This window comes from Bacillus sp. TH22 (assembly GCF_016651015.1).
Taxonomy (GTDB): Bacteria; Bacillota; Bacilli; order Bacillales; family Bacillaceae_G; genus Bacillus_A; species Bacillus_A mycoides.
The window spans coordinates 973,958-1,000,284 of the sequence record NZ_JAEKER010000001.1 but is presented as its reverse complement, the minus strand read 5'-3'; the positions used below and the strand labels follow the sequence as shown (position 1 = coordinate 1,000,284).

Sequence of the window (26,327 nt, the reverse complement as noted above, 5' to 3'; positions counted from 1 at the left end):
GGGGAAGTGTAAATATTTTTTACACAATGAAAAAGCAGGACATGAGCATTTATACTCATGTCCTGCACTTTATTTATGCTTTTGAAATTGCACGCGGAAATAAAATATTATTTTCTAAATGAATATGCTCAAATAAATCAGATTCAATGGCTTCAAGGCGCTGGTAAACAAGGCGATAAGTGCCGCAAGCTCCTTCTGGTGGAGTAAAGTCATTTGTAACCTTACGAAGTTCTTTAATAATATTGCCAGCGTGGTTATGTTCATTTTCGAGCTCATCTACTACTTTACGTAACTTTGCATAGTTTTCATCAGTTGGATTTTGTTCGAATTCTAAAATTAACGGGAAATCTTCCGTTTCTTCTTTAATTAAATGTTGTTCTAATTCCATTTTAAGTTCATGAAATAGTTTATGAATTTGAGCTAAATGAGGCTGATTTGCTCCATGAACACGTAACACTTTCGTCACATATGGACTTAGCTGTGGCAACTCTTCATTTAAATAGCGATGATGCTTATTAATCACATAATCAATCAATTCACGATATGAAGCATTTTTCCAATCAATTTCAGATTCGTTTAATAGTTTCGTATTATTATAAAGCGTATTTAACTCTGTGATTACCTCTGTTACTGATAAATTTCTTTCATTAATTGCATCAATAAGTGGTCTATTACCACCACAACAAAAATCTATTCTATAGGACTTAAAAAGGTCGCTAGCTTTCGGGAATTGTGTAACAATCTCACCGATAATTGAAGTTTCAGTAAATGTATGTTTCATATGAATGCCTCCATAAAGTTTAAATGTAATATCTAAATTAAGAATAGCGATAAATGAAAAATAATGAGGTGATTGAAATCACTTTTTATGTGTCATTTTTGAGAATAAAAGAATGAAATTTATTTAAGAACGTATCTAAAAGAGGGGAAAGAGCGAGTAAATATAAGACGTTAAAGTAAAAAAGAAGCTTCTATTAAGCTTCTTTTCTTTACTATTATTCGCATGCAACTCCATCGCCGTCTTTATCTAGTTTACGGCTATACCCTGGTTGATCTCTATATAATGGAGCTTTCCCAGCAGACCTAACTGCGGCACAATTTGCGTAGGATACATTACTAGTATTTCCCGTAGTTGGTTGTGTTTGAGCTTGCTGTACTTTTTGCTGATCCTCTTGTTGTTTGCGAGCTTGTTCATCAGCCTGGCGTTTTTGCTCTTCTTGTTGTTTACGAGCTTGTTCATCAGCTAGACGTTTTTGCTCTTCTTGTTGTTGTTTACGAGCCTGTTCATCAGCTAGACGTTTTTTCTCTTCTTGTTGTTTACGAGCTTGTTCATCAGCTAGACGTTTTTCATCTTCTTGCTTAAGAGCTTGTTCATCAGCTAGACGCTTTTCATCTTCTTGCTTAAGAGCTTGCTCTTCGGCTTGGCGTTTTTCATCTTCTTGTTGTTTACGAGTTTTTTCGTCCGCTTCTTTCTTTTCTACTTCCTTTTTCTTTTCGTCATCTTTTTTCTCTTCACTATTAGAAGCGACTTGTTTATTAGTTGCTGTCGTTTTTTCAGAAGAAGGACCTGAAATACCTAATAGCACAACAAAAATGACAAATAAAATAGCTGTAATGATAAATTGTTTTTTTGCAACACCTGTCTTTTTAATTACAGATAATATTGCTAGTACGAGGAAAAATATAAATAGAATGAAACTTAAAGTAGAAAAAAAATCTACGACTGGGTGTTCAGATTTTGTTGAGCCAGTCATTATTAATATAATTGAAATCATAAAAAGAATAACAGTAGGACGACCATATTGTTTTGCTTTTCCATTTTTCTTAAAGAATGAAATGATACATAAGATTAAAAGAATAAAAGCTATAAAAAATAAAGCTACACCAATATTACTCAAAACTGCCATTTTCATACCTCCATTTGTAAGATTTTCTCTATTGATTATATAGGGATTTATTGGATATTACACGTTTTATATTAATTTAGAAAATTAATATTTTTAATAGACGTATAAACATTTATTTCGTATATAAGGAAAAATAGATATATTTACTATTACATTTTGAAAGAGATTTCATAAATTATGGTATATCGATTGAAAGGAGGAGATTTGAATGGAATTTCAATTATTAGTGAATTGTGTGTTACAAGAAGGGAATGCTTACTTTTTAGTAACTAAAGTAGACGATGTTATTACGTTGAAAGTGCCAATTACAGCAGGAGTAGCAGGTTTATTCTTAGCTTTAGGTGTACCAAGATGTTCTTAATTTAGCTTTTGATAGTAAAAGGATGAGGGACAAGCCTTCCCCTTTTACTATTACATAATTTTTTTATGTAAACTAAATAAGGATTTTTAAGTTTTTTAATATTATTTTTGCCATAGCACGTTTAAAACGGACATGCATATACTATAATGTTTCATTGGCCTTCGATGATGAACGATAGTTTTAAAAAGTGTATCGAAAGTAGAAGTGATATTCTTTTCAATAATGAAAATAAAAGAGGTGCTAGTATATATGAAAAGACGAACGTATGATATTCCAGTCGTATTACGAAGAGAATGGTTTTTAATAGAATTAGCGCATTTAACAAAAAAATATGGGATTGAAATAGCAACTAGTAAAATAGAAGATGCACCATTTCTAAGAGATCAAGTTACAGAATTCAAAATAGGAGCGGGTTTGCAATACGATAAATATGATGATGAGTACATCATCGAGTTTTAAACAAAGAAGCTGCGTATAAAAGGTTATTAAAGAGACCTTTTATACGCAGTTTTTTTGTAATGAGAAAGCTTTATTGAGAAATATTCAAAACGCTTATTGTAAAAAGGAATGAAGAAATGTTGAGAGAATAACGTTTGATAAGAAAGGAATGCAGCTATTAATTTCTTATTATATTGTAACGTAAAAGTAATTGATTAAATGGAATTTAAAACAATTGGTGTTCAACAGAATGGCAGCGTTTTCTTTCAGGAGAAAAAGGGGGATGTTAATGGGAATTATGAAAAGGAGTATCGCATTATTTATTGTACTTTGTTTTATGAGTCCGCTGGTTTTTAGTGCAAATGTACACGCGGAGGTTGTAACAGAGCTTAAGACTGGCTTTCCAGATCAAGAAGTATTTACTCCTGGAGAATGGTTTTTAGGTCAGAAACCTGCTAATTATGATGAGAATAAAACACCAATTCTCTTTGTACAAGGAAGAAATGGTAATGCGGATAGTTGGTATGGAAAGACAGTATATCATGAGATGAATGATATGTACGATTATGCTTTGAAAGCAGGCTATCAAACTGTATTTATTCAATTATATGATGCCGCGGGGAAAGGATCAGCTAGCCAATGGGACAATGGAAAATTGTTAGCACAAAAGCTTGAAGAGATTTATAATCATTTTGGCAAAAAAGTAAATATTGTAGCTCACAGTAAAGGTGGTATTGATACACAAGCTGCGTTAGTTGGATATGGAGCGAATCGATTTGTTGGAAATGTTATTACGCTTGCCACTCCGCATTACGGATCAAATTTAGCAGATTTATCATATAGTTGGTGGGCAGGATGGCTTGCCTCTTTATTAGGTCAAAAAGATGATGGGACATATTCATTGCAAATAGGTGAGATGGCAAAGTTTCGTTCTACAATAGATAATAATCCTGCAGCTAAATTAAATCGTTACTATACGGCTACTGGGACAAGCTGGGGACCTGTTTTTTCAGCACTATCTACGGGCGGGTTGTATTTGTCATCATACGGTTCGAATGATGGATTAGTGAACGAATGGAGTGCTAAGTTACCATATGGAACACATTTATTTACAGATTCACGATTTGATCATGATAATATACGAAAAGGTTCAGCCGTTTTTGCACGAATTGAACCATATTTACGGACAGCAAATGTACCAGTACCAGCTTTATTAGCCCCGAGTAATAGTTCAGAGGAAAAGGTAGAACAATTAAACACAACTTCTAATCAAGCTATTTTAGGAGGAGAGTTGTCACAAAATCAGTGGGTAGGACAAACTGTCGCAGTTGATAAAAAAGCCGAAGGGGTAGTTTCTATTTTAACAGCTTCTTCGGATGTAGAAATACAACTAATATCTCCAAAAGGAAAAGTTTATACAAATAAAGATAGTGCTGTATCTACTGGTGAAGGTGAATCTCTCTTTAAAGGAGCCACTATAAGAACATTTAAATTTGATAAAATGGAAGCAGGAGAATGGCAAGTTAAAATGATGGCGAAGCAGCCGAAAGATGCATATTTAATCGTGACCGATTACAAAAAAGATGCTCCTTTCGTCCTTCAAATGCCGGCAAAGGTTAAAGTAAATAAAGCAGAGTATAAACTCAAAAAATCACCTGTAGCTCCAGAAATGAAAGGCGATCTTTCAGTAACAGTACGAGTAATTAATAAAGATGGAAAATTAGTTTCTGAATCAAATGAATCGAAAAACATTAATACAACTACATTTACAGGTGCTTTGAAAAATATAGAACAGCCAGGTGTATATAACGTTACAATTGATATGAAAGGGATGAATAAGGAAGGACAACCTTATAATCGTACGATAGTTAAATCGGTTTATGTGGAGAAGTAGGAAAGAATGAATCTGTTTTAATAAAAAAAAGTGCCGAATTCTTGTGGTAGAAGGATTTCGGCACTTTTTCATGTTTATTAGATGAATAGAAAAGTGAAATAGGAGTTTATGTTCTATAAGAGGACGATAGGCATGAAAAAAACGTTATGGAAACTTAGTCATCGCTTTTTATTTATACAATTGAGCAGGAAGAAGGCAAAAAATATCGAATGAATGTAATTATACAGAATTGTTTGCATTTGGTATGAATAGTAGTTAAAGATACGTTAGTTATAGTTCAAACAGTAAGAAAAGAGAGATTAAATAATAGAGGGAGCAACTTACATGGAAAATATATTAAAGGTATCCTCAAAATCAAGTCCGAATTCAGTGGCAGGTGCAATAGCGGGTGTACTAAGAGCAAGTGGCAAAGTAGAAATCCAAGTAATTGGAGCTGGTTCTTTAAATCAAGCGATTAAAGCGATTGCGATTGCAAGAGGTTTTGTAGCTCCAAGTGGCATTGACTTGGTTCTTGTTCCAGCGTTTCAAGAGGTTACTATCGATAATCAAGAAAGAACAGCAATCAAATTAATTGTAGGTCCTAGAAGGAGAAGGTCTTAATAGCGAGCATTAATATAAGGGGATTTGAAAAGGTCAATAGACTCCAAAAAGTTAGACACGTTATTTCATTTGACAGTTCCTTGGGCGTGGATACAGTATTGTACCGGATTTATGACTTTTAATTCCTCTTTATATTTAGCGGATTTTTCTAGAAACTTAAAAATGCCAAATCCTTTGTGACATAAGGGATTTGGCATTTTTGAGGTTTTTATGTTTTTTAAAATCAACAATTCTAAAACTGCTCATTCTTCTCCCAAGATTCAACGAGATAGTATGAGAAACCTTATTGTATCAAGGTTTGTAAGTGGTAGTTTTCCATGATGCTCACATTTTGCTCACATTAAATCTTTTCATTTGTTATCAGGTGTTTTCACTAGATTTTATTATGCTCTCGAAGTTTTCTGCTGCTTGTTGCTGCATGTTCTGTGTGATGTGGCTATACTTGTCTAACGTCATTTGAATAGATGAGTGTCCTAAGCGATCTTGTACGATTTTAGGGTGTTCTCCAGCCTGAAGCATGAGTGTAGCGTGAGTATGTCGTAAGTCGTGTATACGAATTCGGGGAACACCAGCTTTTTTATAGTGATCATTCAAAAAGCGATGGGGAGCATCTATATGTAAGGGCGAATGTATCGTATTACCAGTGAAAATATAGGCCTCTTCATTCAAGTGTATACCCCAGCGAAAAAATTCTTTCTTTTTATAGGAATAGTAAGATTGTAACTTCTCTATAACAAAAGAAGAGATACTAATGTTTCTATTTGAAGACTTAGTTTTTGTAGCAGCTTTAAAAAGTCCTTTTTCTGTTTTTACAAGCGATTTATTAACCAGGATACGTTTATTATCAAAGTCAATATCTTTCCATGTTAGTGCAAGTAATTCTCCGCGTCTCATACCTGTATAGATTGCAAGTAAGAAGAACATATGGTACTTAATATTTTTTTCTTTTAGATACTGGAGGAATCGATTACATTCTTCGCTGGACCATGTCTTCATCTCACCTTGCTCTTCACGTGGTTTTTTAACCTTATTCATTAAAATAATCATAACATACGGGAGTGGTCTTAATGTGAATTACTAAAGAAAATCTTGTAGAAAGGACAGCTGAAATAGATTTGAAAATAAACGGAATATATGTTGTTAAAAATGGTCAGGTCCAACTAATAGAATCACCCCAAGGTGGATTTGGTAAACAATCATTTGTATATCAAAGTGGAAAAGTAATTCGTATGGAAGAACGAAAAACATAGTTACTTTAATCAAATTTGAATTTTGTTAAGAGATAAAATGTTGAACAAATGTGAATGATTAGATGATACTAAGGTAAAAGAAAAAGAACCCTTTATAAGGATTCTTTTGGGGAGTCAATCTAACATTCACATTCGTAATCACGGTAATATTCATCGCATGAATCATTCCTATCATTGCAGCAGATACAAAATGTCTTTTTGATCAATACTTCAATGAAATTAAGGAATTCGGTATTATTTGTGAGAGTAAGGCTTTGAAAATCTTCTACTTGAAATACTCTTGTTTCATTTGTAGCAAGAGTCACGATAATTGGTGTGGGAGATTTTCTTGTTTGAATAGTGACTTCGATGGGGGAGACATCTTCGGGAACAGATATTTGAAGTAATGTTTTGTTGTGATTATTAGTGAAATCTTCAAAAACTCTTCTTGAAGTGTCAGGGGGTACGATAATAGTTAAAGGTGCATTTTCGGTTGGGGTAGTTTCTGAACCAGCTATGGTATGAGTTTCGATGAAACAGTTATCTTTTTGATAGTGAGAATTTGATTGTTCTTTATAATACTTGTTACGAGAATCATTTTGATTATTGCAACAGATACAAAATGTTTTTTGAATGAATATACCAATATTGCTATTGATATTAGTATTATTTGTGAGAGTGAGGCTATGGAAATCCTCTACTTGGAATACCTTGGTTTCACCTGCAACTATTGTTACAGTAATCGGCAGACGAGAACTTCTTGTTCGGATAGTTACTTCAATTGGTTGGGAAGTACCGGGAATGCGAAGATCAAGTAATGTTTTATTGTGGTTATTGGTGAAATCTTCAAAAGCAGTTCTTGTAGTGTTAGTCGGTACGCTGAAATTTAAAGCTGTATTCGAACCAGTTATTGTATGGGTTTCAATAAAACAGTTGTCTTTTTGATGGTGAGAATAAGATTGTGTTTTGTAATATTTTTTACCATCTTTATAAAAATAATCAGCCATACTTATGTTGCTCTCCTTTCTTTGAGATATCTGTATATTTTATTAAAAAAAGAATAGAGTGCTTGTACAAAATAATAAAATCCGCTCTCGTAATTAATTAAAAACGTTATTTGATATGTAAATGTAAGAGCACTTGGGAAAGTGCTCTGTAAAGACTATCCAATCTAAAAAGAAAAGAATATAAAATATTTTATGAAGTTTTTTTGATTTTGTGTGTATTCTTTGTACGAAAAATTCATTAGAAACTGAAAACTAGATGCCATAATAGCATCTAGTTTTAAAGGAGTACTTGTACTAGTTTAATTTGATAATGTTTAATTCCAAAGCATTTATTCCATTATCACATGTACGAATGGCTGTTTCGCCTACAAAGCTATTATTTATAAGTTGAAGTGTTGAATTGGCTGGGACTGATAAAATAGTGTCCCCGATGAGTTGAGCGCAATCTACATCCTCTGAATCTTGTATTAAAAGACCGAAAGTAGCTTTGAAATTTGGAATCAGACTGTTATTTAATAGTATAGAAATGGTAGGCGAATAAGGGAATGAAAGGGCTACAGTCAAGTTAATTGAGGAAATGAAAGAAATTCGATAATCCCCAGCTTGTGTGATATTAATTGTGGTTGGATTTAACAGAGAAATTCCCCCTACCATAGGATCAGCCTGATTAAAAGAAAAAGGGGATTCGAAAGGGACTGTAATGATTTCCGTTTGCCAAAAAGTTCCGTAAGCTACTGATAGTGATCCAGTCGGCCCAGTCGGCCCAGTCGGCCCAGTCGGTAGTGTGAATGGTGGAACAGGTGGTAAAGTAGGTCCAACTAAATTAGGATTTATTGCAGCAGAAGATAAAAACTCGTCCATTATATTTTCACCTCTGAAGAGTTAGTATTACTAATAGTAAATGCAGGGGTAGAGAAAAGCGAAATGGACAAGTGAGGAATTAGACAATGGAAATTTCATAAAAGCGTTATATTGGATTGTTATAGGTTTTTAATTTGGTATAAATATACAGAAATGGTTGAAGGATAAACTTATAAATAACCCCTGTACTCTCCTCCTATAGAAAGTACAGGGAGCTGAGTTCTTGGGATGGTGAACAACAGCGATTAAATAATAATATGAGTATTCAGAAAAAACATTGAATAAATGTTTACGTTTTTTTAAAAAAGTAAATTGGTTTGAGACGAACAAAATAGTTATTTTATGATCAAAAATAAAATAACCCGCTATATAAAACGGGTTATTCCCACAAGGTGTGCAAGAAATTCAAGGTAATTGGACCAGAGAAACCTGTGAAATTCTTTGTGATAATAATGTATGCAAAGGAATCAATAAGATTGATGAAATTTTAACAAAATCCTTATTTAAATAGAAAATGACAGCTGAAATAGATATTAACTTTTATTATTAGGTTTTTTAGTTCGGACTTTTGCTCTTATTTCTAGAAGAGATTGTACCAAATATTGCTCCGGACATTGCTCCGATTAAAGTCATAAAAATTGCACTCCATGCTGCAAATGACATAATTAAACCTCCTAATAATAAATTTTTGCAACTATATATTTTATTATAACTGAATTCGTAAATGTAAAAGTAGGCAAAAGGTTAGAAAACTAAATAAAATCGTTATTTTAGCTTAAATAAAAAAGAGCACATATATAAGTGTGCTCTCAAATAAGAAAGGTAGAATGCTATGAATGGAAAGCTTCCATACAATAACATATGTTTGTCCGGTTTAAATGTGAGAAGTTTTTAATAAAAACGCTATTTTATAAAAAAAGAATTCGCTAACTGTAACGAGTTCTAAAAAAGGAGTCTAACTCAACTCTCAGGGAGTATTTTTTTCTATAATGGTACAGACCTGATATCGATCCGAAAAGAAGTGAAATGGAAATTATCATGATGAGATACTGTCTTAAATAGATAGTATTTGTAGGCTTCCATAGAATAAATATGGCTAATAAGACAAGTAGTGAAGTGTACATTGTATAAGATATTTGGAGCTTGATTCTAAGTCTTTCTATATCGTTGGTACCTATTTTCTTAAATATTATAGAGAATAAGATAACAGACGCTAGAGAGAGAAGGGTTGTCATACCTACAAATAAATTAAAATGAAGAATATCACTAGATAACCAGGATTCTATCCATTGGAAAATAGCCATTTTATCATCCTTTCTTAAATGTCTAAAAATAATGATTGTTAATATATGTATATATTAATATATTGTGGGTTATTGGAGGGTGACAAAAATTTCATTTTGTAGAAAAGAGGAAGCTAAAAAAGAGCACTATATATAAGTGCCCTTTTGGAGAGTGAGTATAAATTCCTATCATTCTATACTAGTATATGCACTGTATTATGTAGTTGCTACTAAAGTTAATGTCAGTTTTTAAAATTAGAGGTTTCTTTTAATGAAACCTCTAAAAAGACAACTAAAGTTACGTTATAGTAAATTCAATTGCAATAGGAGTACCTCCATCTAGGACGGCTCCTCCTACAATAGTAGCAGCTGTAGTAGTCACACCAGTAATAGTATCACCTGTTTGAATAATGCCATTAATATAAAGCGTAAAAAAAGCATAAGAAGCAGGGAATGTTGTTACAGCACCAGTGTCATCAGTGAAGTCTGTGTTAGCAAAAGTTAAATCCGCTCCAGCGGCAGTTCCTGTTGCTGCTGTACTTACAAATCTTCTTCCAGCTATAAAAGGCTTAACGATAGGCATTTATGTTCACCCCTTTTTGAGAATTAACTCAGACAAGTTTTTTGAAAGTCTTGTCCTGTATTGTATTCTATGTTGTGCTTCCTTTAAAAGATACGGCTTGTACACTAGTAAAAAAGTATAATTCTTATGTATTTATAAAATATAGGTTGGTTTGTTCTAAGTGATTAAAAAAGTATCTTACATGCAAAAATTTAATTTTGCCGCAAATAAAAGAGCAGTTAGCCCAGTCTAACTGCTCGATGCAGAGGAAATAACCTAGATGTATAGATATTATATGCCGAATTACTTATTTTATTCGAGGAGGGAGGAGGGAGAGAAGTAGGCCATTAACATGAAGATGTGCCAATTCATACCCTATAAGTACTAAATTAATGACGGGGTAGATGGAGAATGGATGATCCAATTAAGGAGATAGTTGGCGCTTGGTTTGTTGCAGTAGGGACAATTATTGCTGCGATTGGGAGTACACCTTTAAAAAGATTGAACAGCGAATTAAGAAAAGACTTGAACGTATGGGGGAATGTATTACAGGCAACGGGGAATGGTCTGGAAGCTGATGGACAAGGAGAAATATCCCTTGAATTGATTGGGAACGAAATCCAATCAATTGGTAATGTAACGGTTCTAACAGGACTCATTATAGAATTTGAAGATGAAACACAAAAAAAAATAGTGATTGCAGGAAATTGGATACAAGCATTAGGTGGTGTTACATCAATAGGTGGGGAAATAGAGGATAGTTCCAATATAGATGAATCGTATAACATTGTCGGGAATTTGTTACAAGCGACTGGTAATTCATTACAGGCAATAGGTGGAATAGATGAATTGAAAGCTAGTCGGGATAAAGTGGAGGGAATTTCGGAAGGTGATGAGGAGAATGGACAGCTTATAGTGATTACGGGGAGTTGGGTCCAAGCGGTCGGTTCAGTAGTTTCATTAATCGGTCAAATAAGAGAAGAAATCCAAGAGTTAGAGGAAAATAATTCATAGAAAACCTAATAAAATAATCCTTTTCTAATAACAAAGTTACTAAAATATGAGAAAATGATATAATAATACCAATTAAACATTTAGTCCTACTGGAAGAACCAGCGGGCATCAAACTATAAAGAGTATTAGTGATATTGCTCTGTAGTTTGGTGTCCGCTTTTTGTTTTTCATTAACAAAATAAATAAGGGGTGTTTTTATATATGATGCAATTAACTTTCTTACCTAAAATTGACCGAAAAGCAACACAGGTTCGTTTAGAAGAGACTTTAGAAAACGTTCGTATTTACAGACAATTTGGGATGATTAGAAACGAGATGAGGGTCACAGCCTCTAGCGAGGTAAGATATCATGGTCCAACAAACATAGTAGGAAAGCCAGCTGAAGATGTTGCTTTAGCAAATGTTGCAATGAGTGAAAGAGAATTAAAATTACAACGTTTATCATTTCAAATTGATAAGGCGTTAAGCCGCTTTAGCAAGAATCAAAGAGACATCATCGTAAAGCGATATTTAGAAGATGAAGAAGTCTTTGATTACATGGTTTATAACGATATTGGTATGAGTGAACGTACATATAGAAGAAATAAATCTAATGCTTTTTATAAATTAGCTTTCGCTCTTAGATTAGAAGTATATGAGACAGAAGAGCAGAATAGGAGGGAGTATCTATGAACTTTGTTCAACCTATTCGTGATCCAGAACAAATACAACATATTAAAGAATACTTAAAGGAAAACAATGAACGTAATTATATTTTGTTTGTGATGGGAATTAATACGGGGTTGCGTATAAGTGATATTCTAAAGCTTAAAATAGGCGATTTAAAGGATAGCCATATTTCAATGAGAGAAAAAAAGACAGGAAAACAGAAACGTATTCAATTAACTCCAGTGTTAAAGAGAGAATTACGTTGGTATATTGAAGAACGAGATGACAGTGAGTATGTAATTAAGAGCCGCGAAGGTACTAATAGATCAATCGGACGCAGCATGGCTTATAAGATACTGAGAAGTACAGCGGAAGAGTTTGGATTGAAGGAAATAGGGACCCATACGTTACGAAAAACATTCGGGTACCATATGTACATGCAAACAAAGAATATTGCTTTACTAATGGAGATATTCAATCATTCATCAGAGAAAGTTACATTAAGATATATTGGAGTAAACCAAGATGCGATGGATAAGGCTATGACTGGATTTAAAATATAGCAACGTCTTTTTTATTTTTTTGATTTTTATAATTACCCATTTATTCTGTGTTGTGTAACTCAAAATGGAAAGTGTTATGAAGCTATGAATATCAAGGACTTCAGCGATAGGGTCAGTTACACACAATATAAGATATGGGTAAGTCGATTATTTATATGTTAAGATTATGCTATAAAAAAGAAAGTAGTGATTGTGATGAGTGAAAGATGTCCGGTTTGTCAAAAATCTATTGAGGAACAACAATTAGTGGGAGTGGGAGGAGGACGTGTAGAGCAATATAAATGTGAGAATTGTGGTACATTTTCCATGGCTGAAGAAGCGAGATTTGAATTAAATGTAGAGCAGAAGAGAAAACTTTCTGCAATTTTAAGAAAGAGAACCATTAGAGGGATGGGGAAAATAATGATTTTTCTTAATCGACCAGATAAAAATCTTTCAGAATTTCCGTATCCTATTTATCTTTTAGAGGATCTATTAAGTGAATATCCAGATAGTGCTTCTGATAGGTTGGATGAGTCATTAATAAACTTAGCTAAATTGTCCAAATTTCCAGGTGACCCAGTATATATTCGTGAATCAGATAAATCTCTATTTTTTGTACAGAGTGTTCACTTGTTGGAAATGAAATATATAGCGAACCAACTATTTCAGGACGAACTGATTGAGATATCTAAGCTATCGGCAGCGGATTTCCCTGCGCATATTACAGTTACAGCGAAAGGGTGGAATCGTATTGCAGAATTAGAAAAAGGAAGAGAAGCGGATAATAAGCAGGCATTTGTCGCGATGTCGTTTAGTCCAAAAATGGATGGTCCATATAAGAATGCAATCACAAAAGCTATAAAAGAGGCAGGATACCAGCCTATCAGAATTGAAGAAGCGGAACATAATAATGACATAACTGATGAAATTATAGTCAAAATAAGACAAAGTAAATTTGTAATTGCAGATTTTACCGGACACAGAGGTGGAGTTTATTTCGAAGCTGGTTATGCGATGGGACTAGGTAAGACTGTTATATGGACATGTAAAGATGACGATTTTAAAGATATTCATTTTGATACTAGACAATTTAGTCATATTAAGTGGTCAACAGAAAACGAATTATACCAAAAATTATTAAATAGAATTAAAGCAACAATTAATTAAAAACATGGCAGAGTCGTGACCGCTTTTTGGCAGTAAATGTGCCGGTCGTTTTGGAGTTAACGTGATATATTTGTATTGTGAGAAGTGGCGGAAAACACAACTCACTATGTTGTTTTTGAAATTCTAAACGGTTCGTAATGACGGCACATAAAATCCGAAACCAGCAGATGGTACTGATTGGATGTTACCGTTAATAAGGAGAGTTTTTGCTCTTCTTTCAATCGCTGACTCCGAGACAAGTAGAAGCAACTACGGGAGAGTGATGTATTGTCGGCGATTGAAAGAGGTGTACAATCTCACAACCAAACAAACTAAAAAAATATGAAGCGCACAAACATGACTTGTCTATTTGGAACACCGCTATCTTTTATGGTAGTGGTGTTTTCCATTATCAATGATAAAACTTCATTTACTGTATTCTCCTTTTTTGTCGAATAGATAGAGAGAAGGGAGAGATAACATTGAATATCTGTGAAATATAAGATATGGGTATGTGAAGAAAAGGCATAAAAAAGAAGCGTAGTTTGTCAAATGGACGTAACGCTCCATTACCATCAAGTTAAGAAATTCATTGTTTTCGATTAATAGTATCTGTTTTTATGCGATTGTTATTGATTTTAAAAAATTACAAATCGCCTCATTAAAAGCGATTTGTAATTTATTCATTTTGCATTCTTTTGATAAATAAATATCTTTTAAAATTAAATGCAATTTTCTACATTAACGTGTTTCTGGATCTTTGTCTTTTTTCTAAGACCAAATAATCCTAATAGTCCCAATAAACCAAGCCAAGTCCAATTATTATTTTTATCACGATTATCATTTAAATCATTTGTCGTATTTACATTTCGAGTTCTCACATCATTATTAACTCTATTCATGTTATTGTCATTAACTCGAGTTGTAATATTATTATTGTTAACTCTATTCGTATTATATCCATCGTATTCAGCATGGACGCTTGTACCAAAAACCATAATAGTTAGTAATAGGGCACCTAAAATAGATGAAAGTTTTTTCTTCATGGTTTTCCCTCCTTTCGTATTTAGTAATGTCTCCAGTTCCTTTAGACAATATTCGGTTGAAAATATATAAAACCATTTGAATTTAAATTATGATAAACTTCTTTAATTTTTATTATTAAAAGCACTTATAATAATGGATTAAGTTAATTGAATGTATTTATTCTTTATAAGAATAAATTTTTGGTAACGGTACATTCTATGAGAGGTAATTACTATATTTGGGTAAGGTGTTCCTTATGAGTTATAAGAACTTATTTTCTTTAATCCAGAACATGATTGGGAAAATTTTTTCTATAGTAAGTATTGTTGCTAAAAGTCTAATTTCTTTAAGGAGGAATATTTTTATGGGTATTTTAAGTGGAAATCCACAAAATGAACCAATGCACTACGGAGAAATCTTTGGGATTTGGAGTTATCTTGCAGCGGCACAAGGTGCAATTGCTCGGATATCAAGTTCTTATTAACCACACAGGAGACGAGGATTTAAAGAAATTTTTAGAAAACCTTGTAGAGAATGATATCCAATCAGAAGTTGAAGAATTAAAAAATATATTAAAATTGAATGGTGTTGCATTACCACCAAGCACCTCCAGAAAGACCAGTTGCATCTATTGAAACGATTCCTCCTGGTGCTCGTATTAATGATGCGGAAATTGCAGCTAAAGTTTCTATGGATCTTGCCGCTGGGTTAGTAGCATGTAGCCAAGCTATGGGACAATCCCTTCGAGAAGATGTAGGAATGATGTTTGGTCAATTTCATATGAAAAAAGCACAAGTCGGAGCTATATTACTTCGTCTGAATAAGAAAAAAGGTTGGATTATTCCGCCTCCATTACATGTTCTACAATCAGATCAAGCATAATACCTAAATAAAATTCAATTTGTTCTTTAGTGAATACAGTTTAATTAAAGGACTATTTTTCGCTCATATTTTGCTCACAAATGCTATGGAAATACGTGAGAAAATATGAAGTGAATTTTCATAACGAAATATAGCGCAATAAATAAAAAGTGCTATAACCGCTTATTTAATGGGCGTTTATAGCACTTTTATATTTTTGTGTTATACAAAATAAACAACCTTAAAACTGCTCATTCTTCTCCCAAGATTCTACAATATAATGCGCAATCGTAGGATTAAATCCTTTACCAACTAAGAACATAATCGCAGCAACCTCAGTTAAAGCGTGTTGATGTGATGTATGTTTCGCTTCATTTAAACCGTAATCTACCCAAGGTTTTACGAAATCAAGTACAGGTTTCTTTAAAGGTAAAAACTGTGTACCGACAACTTGTTGGATTTGTTGTTGCGTTGGTTCTGTAATAGGTCCTGGTGGTAAAATTTGTGGCTGTGTAATATCGAATGTTGGACCAGGCGGTAAAATTTGTGGTTGCGTCGGATCGATAGTTGGTGGTTTAGGTGGTGAGACACGTGCGTCATAGTTTGGTTGATACATTTGTTGTTGGTATGGATTTTGTTGATATTGTGGTTGCGTCTCGTATGGATTACCTTGAAATTGAGGTTCTTGGCTAGGTTGTGCTACGTATGGATTTTGAGGATATTCATAATTTGGACGTGTGTCATAGGGGTTTTGAGGATATTCAGTTTCTTGATTTTGCGGTGTTGCGTATGGATTTTGTTCGTATTGTGGCTCTTGATGTTGTGTCTCTTGCTCCTCATATTGTTCAGCATATCTTTGTTCCTGATGTTGAGGATAAAGAGGTTGTTGTGGGTAAGGCGGTTGGTTATTATAGAACATTTTTATTCCTCCTTCATAATGATGCCTACCACCTAGTGTATGGGCGGACAAGAAAATATGTGATGAAAAAATGCGGGCGTGTTACAATAAGTAACTGGGTGAAGATAAAATGATAAAACAAGAAAAAATACAAAAAACAATAACTTTCGTAAAGCATATTTTAGAAAAAGATGCGAGTGGGCATGATTGGTATCATATTGAACGCGTACATAAATTGGCGATTTCTTTATCCGAGCAAGAAGGGGGAAATCGTTTTATAATTGAAATGGCAGCATTACTTCACGATGTAGCAGATGAGAAGTTAAATGAGAGTGAAGAAGCAGGAATGAAAAAAGTTTCTGATTGGTTAGAAGAGTTACGTGTTGAAGAAGAGGAAAGTAAACATGTTCTTCATATCATCGCCAATATGTCTTACAAGGGCGGTCATGGTGGCACAGTTGAGTCACTTGAAGGGAGAATTGTTCAAGATGCGGATCGTTTAGATGCTCTTGGTGCAATTGGAATAGCTCGTACATTTGCATACGGAGGGGCGAAAGGGAGATTAATGTATGATCCAACTATTCCGCCTCGAGAAGTGATGACGAAAGATGAATATAGAAAAAATAATGATCCATCTTTAAATCATTTTCATGAAAAACTTTTGAAGCTAAAAGATTTGATGAACACGAATGCAGCAAAACAAGAGGCTGAAATTCGTCATCGTTATATGGAACAGTTTATTGAACAATTTATGAAAGAGTGGAATGCACAAATATGAAAATGTTAACTGTGGAGAACTTATCGAAATCATATGGAGAAAAACCGTTATTTGATGGATTATCATGTAGTATTACAGAAGGACAACGTGTCGGAATTATTGGTGTAAACGGTACTGGTAAATCGACATTATTAAAAATTATTGCAGGATTAGAAACTCCTGATACAGGTGATATGACGCATTCACGTGGATATACAATTAGTTATTTATCACAGCAACCAGAGTTTGATGAAAAACTAACAGTATTAGAGCAAGTGTTCCATGGTGATACACCTTTAATTCGTCTTCTTCGTGATTATGAACAATCGTTATTAAATATCGAAAAAGATCCAAGTAATGAAAAAGTACAGGAACAATTATTTGCAGTGCAGCAACGTATGGATGCAATGAGTGCATGGGAAGCAAATGCGAATGCAAAATCGTTATTAACGAAATTAGGAATTACTGATTTTACAGCAACTGTTGGAAACCTATCTGGTGGACAAAAAAAGCGTATTGCAATGGCGCAATGTTTTATTGAAACACCTGATTTATTAATTTTGGATGAGCCTACGAACCATCTTGACCATGAGACAGTTGAATGGTTAGAAGAATATTTAGCAAGATATACAGGTGCGGTATTACTTGTAACCCATGATCGTTATTTCTTAGATCGTGTGACAAACCGTATTTTTGAATTAGATAACGGTAAACTGTATAGCTACGAAGGAAACTACAGTACATTTTTAGAAGCGAAAGCACTTCGTGAAGAGCAAGAATCGGCACAAGAATCAAAACGCCAAAATTTATATCGTCGTGAACTTGCTTGGATTCGCCGTGGTGCAAAAGCCCGTTCTACGAAACAAAAGGCGCGTATTCAGCGTTTTGATGAGCTGAAGGGACAAGAAGGACCAGCAGCGAAGCAATCAGTTGATATTGCACTAAGTGGAAGTCGTTTAGGAAAGAAAGTACTTGAATTAAAAGATGTAACGAAAAAATTTGGTGATAAAACAGTATTACATAACTTTAATCATATTGTGAAGCCTGGTGATCGTATCGGAATCATCGGAGCAAATGGAAGCGGAAAATCATCACTATTAAATATGCTTGCAGGAAAATTCTCTCCTGATAGTGGTGAAATTGAAGTAGGACAAACTGTAAAAGTTGCTTATTATACGCAAGAAAATGAAGAGATGAATTTAAATCAGCGTATGATTGAATACATTAAAGAGATTGCAGAAGTTATTCATACAACAGATGGAAAAGTCATTGGTGCATCTCAAATGTTAGAACGTTTCTTATTCCCGACGCATTCACATGGTACACCGCTTGGTAAACTATCTGGTGGCGAAAGAAGACGTTTATATTTATTACGTATTTTAATGGGAGAACCAAACGTACTATTACTTGATGAACCTACGAATGATCTAGATACACAAACATTAACAGTACTGGAAGATTATTTAGAAGATTTCCCAGGTGTCGTTTTAACTGTATCGCATGACCGTTACTTCTTAGATAAAGTAGTAGATGAATTGTTCATCTTTAGTGGTGAGGGCGAAGTGCGTGAATTCCTAGGTAGTTATACAGATTATTTAGAAATGGAAAAAACGAAAGAACTTATTGAGAAAGCGGAAGTTCAAAAAGAGAAAAAAGTAGTAGAAGAAGCTCCAAAACAACAACGTAAACGTAAACTTTCATACAATGAGCAGCGTGAATGGGAAACAATTGAAGATACAATTGCCGAACTAGAAGAGAAAATTGAGTCAATTGGAGAAGAACTTGCGAAAGTTGGATCTGACTTCACAAAGGCACAAGAATTATCTGAAGCACAGCAGAAAACAGAAGAAGAGCTAGAAAAAAAGATGGAAAGATGGAGCGAGTTATCAGACATCGTTGAAGGTTTAAAATAAAAACAAGCTGCATATATTGAAAAGTAAAGAGAAAAACTTTACACTATTGGTAGAACCTATTTTAGGAGGGAAAAAATGAGAACATCTAATCCAATGTTGAAAAAAGAGGCATTCCGTAAAGAGGGAGCAAATACTTCTGCGATGACTATTGGCGGAACAGTAGGCAAAACGTTTATCATGCTTATCTTGCTGCTTGCAACGTCTGTCTATTCATACATACAGATGTCAAATGGTACGATGAAAATGCCAGTATTAATTGGTGCTTTAGTTATTGCGGCAATCGTTGCGTTTGCATCTATCTTCTTCCCGCGCATATCACCAATTGGTGCACCGATTTATGCGGCAGTAGAAGGGGTAGTGTTAGGGAGTATTTCAGCAGTTTATGCAATGAAATTTCAGGATTCTATCGTTTTAAACGCTGTATTACTAACAATCTCAATTCTATTTGCGATGTTAGTTTTATATGCAACACGCGTAGTGAAGGTAACTGATAAATTCCGCACAGGTGTTATGGCAGCAACAATGGGAATTATGGTTATGTATTTAATCGTATTCTTATTAAACATGTTCGGTGTTTCTGTTCCATATATTCACCAAGGTGGAACAATTGGTATGATCATTAGTGCAGTTATTATTGTAGTTGCTGCATTAAATTTATTACTAGATTTCGATTTAATCGAAAATGGTGCACGTAGCCAAGCTCCAAAATATATGGAGTGGTACAGTGCAATGGGTCTAATGATGACGCTAGTATGGTTATACTTAGAAATTCTTCGTTTCGTTTCTTACTTTACGAAAAATGACTAATAAAAAATCCTGCATGAAATGTGCAGGTTTTTTATTTTTAAAGATAAATTGAAAATATGGATGTTGGCGACTTAAATTGAAGGGGGATGGAATATGATGAAAGAGAAAAAAGGGATTATGAAAAAACTATTTTCTAAAAGTTTTTTCATAGAACTAGATGACGCTTTAACATATCCATCAGCAGAAGTCATTCGTTCAGCTATTGAAGGATATGCGGCTGAATGTAATGGGAAATTAAAATTTGAGAGTAAAGTTAAACCGATTACTTTCTACTTAGAAAATGTAATGTACCGCGCTGAAATAAAGATGGCCGGCGGAGGATATTACATATCTTGCAGTGAAGTATAATATTTTTGGAAACCTTACATGTTTAAACTATGTAGGGTTTCTTTTTTTGATTTGTAAGATATAAAGCAATAATTTTTGCTTACAAACATATCATTTTGCGCTTTTTACCCTTCCAACCTTTTTCTTTACAATGAAGAAAAATATGTGAGGTGGTATAACTTATGATGAATCGAGTTGTATTAATTGGTAGATTGACAAAGGAGCCAGAATTATACTACACAAAACAAGGTGTCGCTTATGCGCGAATATGTGTTGCGGTGAATAGAGGTTTTCGAAATAGTTTGGGTGAACAACAAGTCGATTTTATAAATTGTGTCGTATGGCGAAAATCGGCTGAAAATGTAACAGAATATTGTACGAAGGGCTCACTTGTTGGGATTACAGGACGTATTCATACGAGTAATTACGATGATGAGCAAGGAAAGAGAATATTTAGAACTGAAGTTATGATAGAGAGTATTACATTTCTGGAGAGAAGGAGAGAGGGGGCATCGGGGTAAAACGTAAAGAGTATTAAAAGTTAAGAGGGCTTTGTAGCATAGCCCTCTATTATTTTTGATTGATACCTTCCCAAACAATATCCAACTGTTGATTAAGTATATTTTTCGCACTTGTTTCATTAGCGTGTAATAGCGAGTGGGACATTAGTGTATAAAAATAAGTACTCATAATAGTAGAAGTGATGATATTTGTATCCCATGGACTGTGTAATTTTCCTGTCTCTTTCGCTTCTGTAATAATAGAAGACAAACTTTCTTGTAGCTGTTGTATACTTTTTAATTCATTTTCTACTAAGTAGTTAGATTTAATAATTTCAAAAACAGCATGCGTCATTAATTCTCCTTGTCCAGTAAAGCGATCCAGTAAGTCTCCTAAAACAAGTTTGATTCGTTCTTTTGGATGTTCCACATTTTCATATGTTTTTAAGCTTTCATTCCATAGTTCAATTTGAGAATCACCTAAAAATAATAATATGTTTTCTTTTTTCGGAAAATAGTTGAAGAAAGTTCCTTTTGCAATCCCGCATGCAGTAGTAATATCTTGAACTGTTACATTTTCGTAACCACGTTCTTGGAAGAGCTGTACTGCTTTTAGGAATATGAGTTCTTTTAATTTTTTTTTCTCGTTTCTCTAAGCATATAATCTACTCCTAACAAAAACAATTATATCTATTTCTTAGATAATCTCAAACGAAATTTTATTTTATGCACAAATTTACTGTTTAATAAAATTTAATACAATCATGGGGGTTTTTAGGTCGTGTTGTACTTGAACGCCTTTAATAGTTGTATCATTAGAGTCTTCGGCTATTGTAATTGTCTCATCATCATTCACCCAAATTAATAAAGTTTTGATTGAATGATCTTCATATACAATTTCCATTTTACTCGATACAGATTCCATAGTTTGTTTTGTTAAGGAGATTTCTTTAGGTGTACCTGCTTGAATAGATTTGAGCATTTGTACAATAAATCCATTATTATTTGTTTCTGCTTTTACTGTAATATTTTCCTTCATATTTAATAACTTTACATCCGTTACATCATCTGTTTTTAATGCTAGTTTTGAGTCTGCTTTATTTGAGGTGTAAGCAGAGCATCCAAGTAAACTAATAAGTAATATAGTTGAAAATAAGATAGAGAGAAATCTGGTCATACTTTTCGCCACTTTTCGTTGTAGTTTTTTATAAATGAAAATTGTATAGTTCATGTGCTTGCTTTTCAGAAACCCATTTCGGAACAAGTTTCATTACTTGGTTTCTTAGTATAGTTAAGGATTTACTCTCTATTTGCGCCATTTTTCCAACTTTCCATGTAGTGTTTGAGATTTTTTCAATTCTATCTCGTCTTTTTTGTTCGTATTCTGTAAATGCTTGGCGATAGTGGGCATTATTTTTGATGCATTCAGCAAGAATAATAGCATCTTCAATTGCCTGACAAGCTCCTTGGCCTAAATTAGGTGTAAGTGCATGGGCAGCATCTCCAATAAAGAGGATGCGTTTGTCAAAAAACTGTTTCATTGGAATAAGGTCTACAATATCACGATGAATTATATTAACGTCCGATGCATTTTTTAAAATAGCTGGGATGGGATTATGGAAACTTTTGAAATGATTATACAAATCTGCTGTTGTATAAGCCTTGTATTTTTGATCTCTAGCTTTAGCGTTTATGAGCGCATACCAGTATACTTCGTTGTTAGGAAGAGGGACGATACCAAATCTACCGTTTGTTCCCCAAGTTTCAATAAAATCGTTTGTTAAAGATAGATTATGAGCTGGAGTTACGCCGCGCCAACACGTATAACCGGCATAACGATAACCATCACATTGTGTTACTTGTTTTCGAACGACAGAATGAATACCATCTGCAGCAATGAGTATATTGCCGAATGCTTCACTACCATCTTGAAATAATATTTTTAAGGCGTTTTCTTCATTTTGTTCTATTTTTACGCACTCTTTTCCCCATTCGACAGTACCTTTTTGTAGTTTGGAAAGTAGCAATTGATGTAAATCTTTTCGATGAATGGAGTACATTTTTGGATAACAAGCTGGAATGGTCAATTTACTAAATATAGTTCCTTTTTCGGATACAAGGTTAAAACCGTTACTTTCATTGCCGAATTTTTTTATTTGCTCAGAAATTCCATATGGTTCAAGTGCTTGCATTGCATTTGGGGCAATGATAATACCTGCACCAGCAACAGTAGGTTCAGTATTTTTATCATATACTTTTACATCTAATCCTATTTTTTGTAAGGAAATTGCTGCGCAAAGACCAGCAATACCACCACCAATAATCATGACATTATTCATTTGTTATCCCTCCACTTTCAAATGACTTTGATCATAAAATGACCGAGGTCATTTTGTGAGTTAAGATTAATGCCTTTTTTTGTTATTGTCAATTAGACTTTTAACTGTAGTTTCGGAATGATTAGGTGAAAATAGAAATAGTTAAACTTATATGAAATGTAGAAAAGGAATTAGTAAAGTTAAGCATCCGAGTAGGAGTATAGAGGGATAACATGTTACAATACAGCTAAGAACACGCAATAAAGGAGAGTATTTTTACGTGAAAATTAAAGCAATTGAACCGACGCCAAGTCCAAATACAATGAAAGTTATTTTGAATGAAGTATTACCATCAGGAGCGCGTAATAATTATACAAATGAAAATAAAGAACAAGCACCAGTGCAAGTGCAAGAAATCTTGAAGATTGAAGGCATTAAAGGTGTGTATCATGTTGCAGACTTTTTAGCAGTGGAGCGAAATGCGAAGTATGACTGGAAAGTTTTATTACAACAAGTTCGTGCTGTTTTCGGTGAAGAAATAGTGGAAGAAAGCGAAGAACAACAACTTTCTCATTTTGGAGAAGTGAAAGTGTTTGTTCAAATGTTCTTTACAATTCCGATGCAAGTGAAGTTAACAGATGGAACCTCAGAAGAGCGTGTTGGTTTACCTGATCGTTTTAAAGAATCAATTATGAAAGTGCAAATGTCTGCACCTAACGTTGTGAAAGAGCGTAAGTGGATAGAGCAAAGTACACGTTACGGTAATTTTGAAGAAATCGGGAAAGAAGTAGTAGAAGAAATTATTGCTGCTTATTCAGAAGAACGTGTAAATGAAACGGTTAAAGAATTATTAGATCAAGCAGGTGCTGTTGAAGTAACGATTCAAAAGCGTGAGCCATATAAAGTAACAGAAGAGATGATGAAAGATTCTGACTGGAAAAACCGTTTTGCAGCTTTAGAACAAATGGATCCAACGGAAGAAGATATGATGGTATTGAAAATGGCATTAGATGATGAGAAAGTATCTATCCGCCGCCTAGCAACAGCTTATTTAGGTATGGTAAAAGGTGAAGGAGTATTGCCGTTATTATATAAAGCGTTATTAGATCGTTCAGTAAGTGTTCGTCGTACAGCAGGAGATTGCTTATCAGACGTAGGTGATCCAGCAGCGATGTTCGTTATGATTAAATCTCTGAAAGATTCAAGTAAATTAGTACGCTGGCGTGCAGCAATGTTCTTATTTGAACTTGGTGATGAAAGTGCAATTCCGGCACTAAAAGCAGCAGAAGATGATCCGGAGTTTGAAGTGGCGATGCAAGCACGTTTAGCTTTAGAACGTATTGAAGGCGGCGAAGAAGCAAAAGGATCAGTATGGAAGCAAATGACGGAGTCTCGTAAAGGGGAATAGTTTATGATTGTTTTCTATGATAGTTGGTGCCCGATGTGTACGGCGGTTGCAGAACGTACGAAAAGATTAGATAAAAAGGGTAAGATGAAATTTGTTTCATTTCGAGATGAAGATGTAGTTGAGAGGTATGAACTATCTCAAAAATTACAAAGTAAGATGGAACAAAGATTGTATATTTTAAAAAATAATAAGTGGTATGACGGAATTCATAGCATTAACGTATTAGCAAAGGCCGTTCCATCTTATTGGTTTGCAGTACCGTTTATAAAACTATCTATCGTACTTGGATTTGGAAGTAAAGTATACGATTATATTGCCAACAATAGAAAACTTGTCCCAGTTGGACACTGTCGTGAAGGGGTTTGTGAAATCCCTACAAAAAAATGAAATCATCGTTATCTTTCTTTTGCACCTATTAATAGAGCGTGATATGATAAATTTGGAATGAAAGTTGAAGGAGAGATACAAGATGTCAAATGCATATGAAGAATACATGCGTCAAATGGTAATTCCAATGCGCCAAGAGTTAGTGCGTTCTGGATTTGAAGAGTTAACTACAGAAGAAGCTGTAACAGAATTTATGGAGAATGCATCAGGTACAACTTTAGTAGTTGTAAACTCTGTTTGTGGTTGTGCAGCTGGTTTAGCACGCCCATCAGCAGGTCAAGCGGTTGTACGTGCTGAAAAACAACCTAATCATCTTGTAACTGTATTTGCAGGTCAAGATAAAGATGCTACTGCGAAAATGCGTGAATACTTCGGAGAAATTCCTCCATCTTCACCATCTATGGCATTACTAAAAGGAAAAGAAGTTGTTCACTTCATTCATCGTCATGAAATTGAAGGCGCAACAATGGACGAAATTATTACAAACTTAGAACAAGCTTTCGAAAAGAATTGCTAAAGTAGGGGGAGAGTGAATCTCCCTCTTTTCTTTATATAGAGGTGAAAAAATGATAGTAACAACAGCAGGAAGAACAAATAAAGAAATGACAGCTTATGCAAATAAGGTAGCAGAAGAATTAAATTGTTCTTTCGTTAAACGTAATGACATACCAGTACATAAACTGCATGAGCAGTATGAACAAGATGTACTTGTTGTAGGCAAAAATCGATTAGCCATTTATCCAAAAGGAACGGAAGAGTCGTTTTTCTTTCATCCAAACTCAGCGATGTTTCGTGTGAAAAGGTTAATGCGCGGAGAGCACGATCCGTTTGTACAAGCTGCTAAATTAGAGAGCGGAATGACAGTATTAGATTGTACGCTCGGTATGGCATCAGATAGTATTGTAGCTAGTTATGTTGTTGGTGAAAGTGGAAAAGTAACAGGACTTGAAGGAAACGAATATATGTCTTACATCATGGGAAAAGGCTTGCAAACATGGTCTTCATCCGTTTCTGAAATCGATGAAGCAATGCAAAGAATCGATGTAAAGCAAACGGAGCATTACGCATTTTTAATACAATGTGAAGATAATAGTTATGATGTCGTTTACCTTGATCCGATGTTTGAAGAAACTGTCATAGAATCAGATGGAATTAAAGGATTAAAACACTTCGCTTTGTATCATGATATTACTGACGAAACAATTGCGGAAGCGAAGCGTGTGGCTAGAAAGCGTGTCGTTCTGAAAGATCATTTCCGTAGTTCTAGATTTGAAAAACATAATTTTCAAGTATACAAAAGAAAAAGTGCTAAGTTTCACTTTGGTGTAATTGACCCTTGCTAATTGTTTGAAAAGATGTATAATAAGCAATAATTAATTAAATATACTGTCTGTGATGAAGAGAGTAATCTTTTTCAGAAGGAAAGCGAGCTAGGGATGGTGTGAGCCTAGTGCAGAAGAAAAAGATGAAGCGCACTTCGGAGACGCTTCTTGAACGAATAGTAGAGTAAGCCGAGGCCCCCTGTCCTCGTTATAAACGGGAAAGTGGTTCGAAATGAACAACAAGGGTGGTACCACGGGTTAAAACTCGTCTCTTTTTTAGAGACGAGTTTTTTGTGTTTTAAAAAATA

General features: G+C 34.2%; 26 protein-coding genes, 4 pseudogenes and 1 other annotated feature. Of the genes and pseudogenes, 19 read left to right on the top strand and 11 right to left on the bottom strand.

Going from position 1 to position 26,327, the window contains the following annotated elements; genetic code table 11:
- Window positions 1–73 precede the first annotated feature (73 nt).
- Window positions 74–781, bottom strand: coding sequence for an iron-sulfur cluster repair di-iron protein (gene ric, locus JFU18_RS04990; RefSeq protein ID WP_201033079.1), 708 nt, complete (start codon window positions 779–781; stop codon window positions 74–76).
- A gap of 214 nt (window positions 782–995) precedes the next feature.
- On the bottom strand, window positions 996–1,907 hold the full coding sequence (locus tag JFU18_RS04985; protein WP_201050279.1) for an excalibur calcium-binding domain-containing protein: 912 nt from the start codon (window positions 1,905–1,907) through the stop codon (window positions 996–998).
- 208 nt (window positions 1,908–2,115) lie between these two features.
- On the opposite strand from JFU18_RS04985, the gene exsG reads away from it, so the two are divergent.
- The 4 genes from exsG (at window position 2,116) to JFU18_RS04965 (ending at window position 5,200) form a co-directional block, all read left to right on the top strand.
- Window positions 2,116–2,268 carry an exosporium protein ExsG gene (gene exsG, locus JFU18_RS04980; protein ID WP_000395676.1) on the top strand — a complete coding sequence of 51 codons (153 nt, stop codon included), beginning with the start codon at window positions 2,116–2,118 and terminating at the stop codon, window positions 2,266–2,268.
- Between the two features lie 249 nt (window positions 2,269–2,517).
- Window positions 2,518–2,727, top strand: a complete 210-nt coding sequence (locus JFU18_RS04975; protein ID WP_002085943.1) for a hypothetical protein — start codon at window positions 2,518–2,520, stop codon at window positions 2,725–2,727.
- Window positions 2,728–2,989: 262 nt separating this feature from the next.
- Window positions 2,990–4,600: a lipase family alpha/beta hydrolase gene (locus tag JFU18_RS04970; RefSeq protein ID WP_374101385.1), complete on the top strand. Its 1,611-nt coding sequence runs from the start codon at window positions 2,990–2,992 to the stop codon at window positions 4,598–4,600.
- Between the two features lie 324 nt (window positions 4,601–4,924).
- Window positions 4,925–5,200 (top strand): stage V sporulation protein S, encoded by a 276-nt coding sequence (locus tag JFU18_RS04965; RefSeq protein ID WP_002035358.1) that lies wholly within the window; start codon window positions 4,925–4,927, stop codon window positions 5,198–5,200.
- A 360-nt stretch (window positions 5,201–5,560) separates the two neighbouring features.
- Here the strand turns inward: JFU18_RS04965 and JFU18_RS04960 are convergent.
- Window positions 5,561–6,238, bottom strand: a pseudogene (locus tag JFU18_RS04960) (site-specific integrase); the annotation flags it as partial.
- Window positions 6,239–6,273: 35 nt separating this feature from the next.
- Between JFU18_RS04960 and JFU18_RS04955 the strand changes: the two are divergent.
- Window positions 6,274–6,450, top strand: coding sequence for a DUF3954 domain-containing protein (locus JFU18_RS04955; protein ID WP_307838357.1), 177 nt, complete (start codon window positions 6,274–6,276; stop codon window positions 6,448–6,450).
- Window positions 6,451–6,569: 119 nt separating this feature from the next.
- Here JFU18_RS04955 and JFU18_RS04950 read toward each other — a convergent pair whose 3' ends face one another.
- The 3 genes from JFU18_RS04950 to JFU18_RS04940 form a co-directional block, all read right to left on the bottom strand.
- The gene (locus JFU18_RS04950; RefSeq protein WP_201050276.1) at window positions 6,570–7,436 is read right to left on the bottom strand and encodes an exosporium protein D; all 867 of its coding nucleotides are present in this window, start codon (window positions 7,434–7,436) and stop codon (window positions 6,570–6,572) included.
- Window positions 7,437–7,730: 294 nt separating this feature from the next.
- Window positions 7,731–8,297 carry an exosporium leader peptide-containing protein gene (locus JFU18_RS04945; RefSeq protein WP_201033710.1) on the bottom strand — a complete coding sequence of 189 codons (567 nt, stop codon included), beginning with the start codon at window positions 8,295–8,297 and terminating at the stop codon, window positions 7,731–7,733.
- Window positions 8,298–9,878: 1,581 nt separating this feature from the next.
- Complete coding sequence (locus JFU18_RS04940; protein ID WP_137058269.1) at window positions 9,879–10,163, bottom strand: DUF4183 domain-containing protein; 285 nt, start codon at window positions 10,161–10,163, stop codon at window positions 9,879–9,881.
- Window positions 10,164–10,553: 390 nt separating this feature from the next.
- Between JFU18_RS04940 and JFU18_RS04935 the strand changes: the two genes are divergently transcribed.
- The 4 genes from JFU18_RS04935 to JFU18_RS04920 all read left to right on the top strand — a co-directional run bounded on the left by JFU18_RS04935 (window position 10,554) and on the right by JFU18_RS04920 (window position 13,516).
- A complete protein-coding gene (locus JFU18_RS04935) occupies window positions 10,554–11,156 on the top strand; it encodes a DUF6944 family repetitive protein (protein ID WP_201033085.1) in 603 nt (200 codons plus the stop codon).
- A gap of 201 nt (window positions 11,157–11,357) precedes the next feature.
- Window positions 11,358–11,828 carry an ArpU family phage packaging/lysis transcriptional regulator gene (locus tag JFU18_RS04930; protein ID WP_201033086.1) on the top strand — a complete coding sequence of 157 codons (471 nt, stop codon included), beginning with the start codon at window positions 11,358–11,360 and terminating at the stop codon, window positions 11,826–11,828.
- Window positions 11,825–12,367 (top strand): site-specific integrase, encoded by a 543-nt coding sequence (locus tag JFU18_RS04925; protein ID WP_201033087.1) that lies wholly within the window; start codon window positions 11,825–11,827, stop codon window positions 12,365–12,367. The genes JFU18_RS04930 and JFU18_RS04925 overlap by 4 nt, the downstream gene beginning before the upstream one ends.
- Window positions 12,368–12,562: 195 nt before the next feature.
- On the top strand, window positions 12,563–13,516 hold the full coding sequence (locus tag JFU18_RS04920) for a nucleoside 2-deoxyribosyltransferase (RefSeq protein WP_137058271.1): 954 nt from the start codon (window positions 12,563–12,565) through the stop codon (window positions 13,514–13,516).
- A 720-nt stretch (window positions 13,517–14,236) separates the two neighbouring features.
- On the opposite strand, the pseudogene JFU18_RS04915 reads toward JFU18_RS04920, so the two are convergent.
- Window positions 14,237–14,541, bottom strand: a pseudogene (locus JFU18_RS04915) (WGxxGxxG family protein).
- 344 nt (window positions 14,542–14,885) lie between these two features.
- On the opposite strand from JFU18_RS04915, the pseudogene JFU18_RS04910 reads away from it, so the two are divergent.
- Window positions 14,886–15,403: pseudogene (locus tag JFU18_RS04910) on the top strand (DUF3231 family protein).
- 220 nt (window positions 15,404–15,623) lie between these two features.
- On the opposite strand, the gene JFU18_RS04905 reads toward JFU18_RS04910, so the two are convergent.
- Complete coding sequence (locus JFU18_RS04905) at window positions 15,624–16,301, bottom strand: hypothetical protein (RefSeq protein ID WP_085310810.1); 678 nt, start codon at window positions 16,299–16,301, stop codon at window positions 15,624–15,626.
- Between the two features lie 109 nt (window positions 16,302–16,410).
- Between JFU18_RS04905 and JFU18_RS04900 the strand changes: the two genes are divergently transcribed.
- From JFU18_RS04900 to JFU18_RS04880, 5 genes are all read left to right on the top strand, one after another.
- Window positions 16,411–17,058, top strand: coding sequence for an HD domain-containing protein (locus JFU18_RS04900; RefSeq protein WP_201033090.1), 648 nt, complete (start codon window positions 16,411–16,413; stop codon window positions 17,056–17,058).
- Window positions 17,055–18,950 carry an ABC-F family ATP-binding cassette domain-containing protein gene (locus JFU18_RS04895; protein ID WP_201033091.1) on the top strand — a complete coding sequence of 632 codons (1,896 nt, stop codon included), beginning with the start codon at window positions 17,055–17,057 and terminating at the stop codon, window positions 18,948–18,950. The genes JFU18_RS04900 and JFU18_RS04895 overlap by 4 nt, the downstream gene beginning before the upstream one ends.
- 75 nt (window positions 18,951–19,025) lie before the next feature.
- A complete protein-coding gene (locus JFU18_RS04890; protein WP_016126856.1) occupies window positions 19,026–19,757 on the top strand; it encodes a Bax inhibitor-1/YccA family protein in 732 nt (243 codons plus the stop codon).
- Window positions 19,758–19,850: 93 nt separating this feature from the next.
- Window positions 19,851–20,105 carry a DUF4318 domain-containing protein gene (locus JFU18_RS04885; RefSeq protein ID WP_201033092.1) on the top strand — a complete coding sequence of 85 codons (255 nt, stop codon included), beginning with the start codon at window positions 19,851–19,853 and terminating at the stop codon, window positions 20,103–20,105.
- A gap of 161 nt (window positions 20,106–20,266) precedes the next feature.
- Window positions 20,267–20,605, top strand: coding sequence for a single-stranded DNA-binding protein (locus JFU18_RS04880; RefSeq protein ID WP_085310818.1), 339 nt, complete (start codon window positions 20,267–20,269; stop codon window positions 20,603–20,605).
- 49 nt (window positions 20,606–20,654) lie between these two features.
- On the opposite strand, the pseudogene JFU18_RS04875 reads toward JFU18_RS04880, so the two are convergent.
- The 3 genes and pseudogenes from JFU18_RS04875 to JFU18_RS04865 form a co-directional block, all read right to left on the bottom strand.
- Window positions 20,655–21,244: pseudogene (locus tag JFU18_RS04875) on the bottom strand (TetR/AcrR family transcriptional regulator).
- A gap of 76 nt (window positions 21,245–21,320) precedes the next feature.
- On the bottom strand, window positions 21,321–21,761 hold the full coding sequence (locus JFU18_RS04870) for a hypothetical protein (protein ID WP_235661789.1): 441 nt from the start codon (window positions 21,759–21,761) through the stop codon (window positions 21,321–21,323).
- Between the two features lie 28 nt (window positions 21,762–21,789).
- A complete protein-coding gene (locus tag JFU18_RS04865) occupies window positions 21,790–22,923 on the bottom strand; it encodes an FAD-dependent monooxygenase (protein WP_201033093.1) in 1,134 nt (377 codons plus the stop codon).
- A 259-nt stretch (window positions 22,924–23,182) separates the two neighbouring features.
- Between JFU18_RS04865 and JFU18_RS04860 the strand changes: the two genes are divergently transcribed.
- The 4 genes from JFU18_RS04860 (at window position 23,183) to JFU18_RS04845 (ending at window position 26,040) form a co-directional block, all read left to right on the top strand.
- The gene (locus tag JFU18_RS04860; RefSeq protein ID WP_137057477.1) at window positions 23,183–24,310 is read left to right on the top strand and encodes a conserved virulence factor C family protein; all 1,128 of its coding nucleotides are present in this window, start codon (window positions 23,183–23,185) and stop codon (window positions 24,308–24,310) included.
- Between the two features lie 3 nt (window positions 24,311–24,313).
- Window positions 24,314–24,697 (top strand): thiol-disulfide oxidoreductase DCC family protein, encoded by a 384-nt coding sequence (locus tag JFU18_RS04855; RefSeq protein WP_085310828.1) that lies wholly within the window; start codon window positions 24,314–24,316, stop codon window positions 24,695–24,697.
- A gap of 82 nt (window positions 24,698–24,779) precedes the next feature.
- Entirely contained in the window at window positions 24,780–25,214 is a 435-nt protein-coding gene (locus JFU18_RS04850) for a BrxA/BrxB family bacilliredoxin (RefSeq protein WP_025149348.1), read from the top strand.
- 49 nt (window positions 25,215–25,263) lie between these two features.
- Complete coding sequence (locus JFU18_RS04845) at window positions 25,264–26,040, top strand: class I SAM-dependent methyltransferase (RefSeq protein WP_137057478.1); 777 nt, start codon at window positions 25,264–25,266, stop codon at window positions 26,038–26,040.
- Window positions 26,041–26,080: 40 nt separating this feature from the next.
- Window positions 26,081–26,295, top strand: a binding site (T-box leader).
- The last annotated feature ends 32 nt before the right edge of the window (window positions 26,296–26,327 follow it).

Coding starts and splice junctions, on each gene's coding strand:
- ric (WP_201033079.1), bottom strand. CDS start 781: ATGAAACATACATTTACTGAAACTTCAATTATCGGTGAGATTGTTACA.
- JFU18_RS04985 (WP_201050279.1), bottom strand. CDS start 1,907: ATGGCAGTTTTGAGTAATATTGGTGTAGCTTTATTTTTTATAGCTTTT.
- exsG (WP_000395676.1), top strand. CDS start 2,116: ATGGAATTTCAATTATTAGTGAATTGTGTGTTACAAGAAGGGAATGCT.
- JFU18_RS04975 (WP_002085943.1), top strand. CDS start 2,518: ATGAAAAGACGAACGTATGATATTCCAGTCGTATTACGAAGAGAATGG.
- JFU18_RS04970 (WP_374101385.1), top strand. CDS start 2,990: ATGTTAATGGGAATTATGAAAAGGAGTATCGCATTATTTATTGTACTT.
- JFU18_RS04965 (WP_002035358.1), top strand. CDS start 4,925: ATGGAAAATATATTAAAGGTATCCTCAAAATCAAGTCCGAATTCAGTG.
- JFU18_RS04950 (WP_201050276.1), bottom strand. CDS start 7,436: ATGGCTGATTATTTTTATAAAGATGGTAAAAAATATTACAAAACACAA.
- JFU18_RS04945 (WP_201033710.1), bottom strand. CDS start 8,297: ATGGACGAGTTTTTATCTTCTGCTGCAATAAATCCTAATTTAGTTGGA.
- JFU18_RS04940 (WP_137058269.1), bottom strand. CDS start 10,163: ATGCCTATCGTTAAGCCTTTTATAGCTGGAAGAAGATTTGTAAGTACA.
- JFU18_RS04935 (WP_201033085.1), top strand. CDS start 10,554: ATGGATGATCCAATTAAGGAGATAGTTGGCGCTTGGTTTGTTGCAGTA.
- JFU18_RS04930 (WP_201033086.1), top strand. CDS start 11,358: ATGATGCAATTAACTTTCTTACCTAAAATTGACCGAAAAGCAACACAG.
- JFU18_RS04925 (WP_201033087.1), top strand. CDS start 11,825: ATGAACTTTGTTCAACCTATTCGTGATCCAGAACAAATACAACATATT.
- JFU18_RS04920 (WP_137058271.1), top strand. CDS start 12,563: ATGAGTGAAAGATGTCCGGTTTGTCAAAAATCTATTGAGGAACAACAA.
- JFU18_RS04905 (WP_085310810.1), bottom strand. CDS start 16,301: ATGTTCTATAATAACCAACCGCCTTACCCACAACAACCTCTTTATCCT.
- JFU18_RS04900 (WP_201033090.1), top strand. CDS start 16,411: ATGATAAAACAAGAAAAAATACAAAAAACAATAACTTTCGTAAAGCAT.
- JFU18_RS04895 (WP_201033091.1), top strand. CDS start 17,055: ATGAAAATGTTAACTGTGGAGAACTTATCGAAATCATATGGAGAAAAA.
- JFU18_RS04890 (WP_016126856.1), top strand. CDS start 19,026: ATGAGAACATCTAATCCAATGTTGAAAAAAGAGGCATTCCGTAAAGAG.
- JFU18_RS04885 (WP_201033092.1), top strand. CDS start 19,851: ATGATGAAAGAGAAAAAAGGGATTATGAAAAAACTATTTTCTAAAAGT.
- JFU18_RS04880 (WP_085310818.1), top strand. CDS start 20,267: ATGATGAATCGAGTTGTATTAATTGGTAGATTGACAAAGGAGCCAGAA.
- JFU18_RS04870 (WP_235661789.1), bottom strand. CDS start 21,761: ATGACCAGATTTCTCTCTATCTTATTTTCAACTATATTACTTATTAGT.
- JFU18_RS04865 (WP_201033093.1), bottom strand. CDS start 22,923: ATGAATAATGTCATGATTATTGGTGGTGGTATTGCTGGTCTTTGCGCA.
- JFU18_RS04855 (WP_085310828.1), top strand. CDS start 24,314: ATGATTGTTTTCTATGATAGTTGGTGCCCGATGTGTACGGCGGTTGCA.
- JFU18_RS04850 (WP_025149348.1), top strand. CDS start 24,780: ATGTCAAATGCATATGAAGAATACATGCGTCAAATGGTAATTCCAATG.
- JFU18_RS04845 (WP_137057478.1), top strand. CDS start 25,264: ATGATAGTAACAACAGCAGGAAGAACAAATAAAGAAATGACAGCTTAT.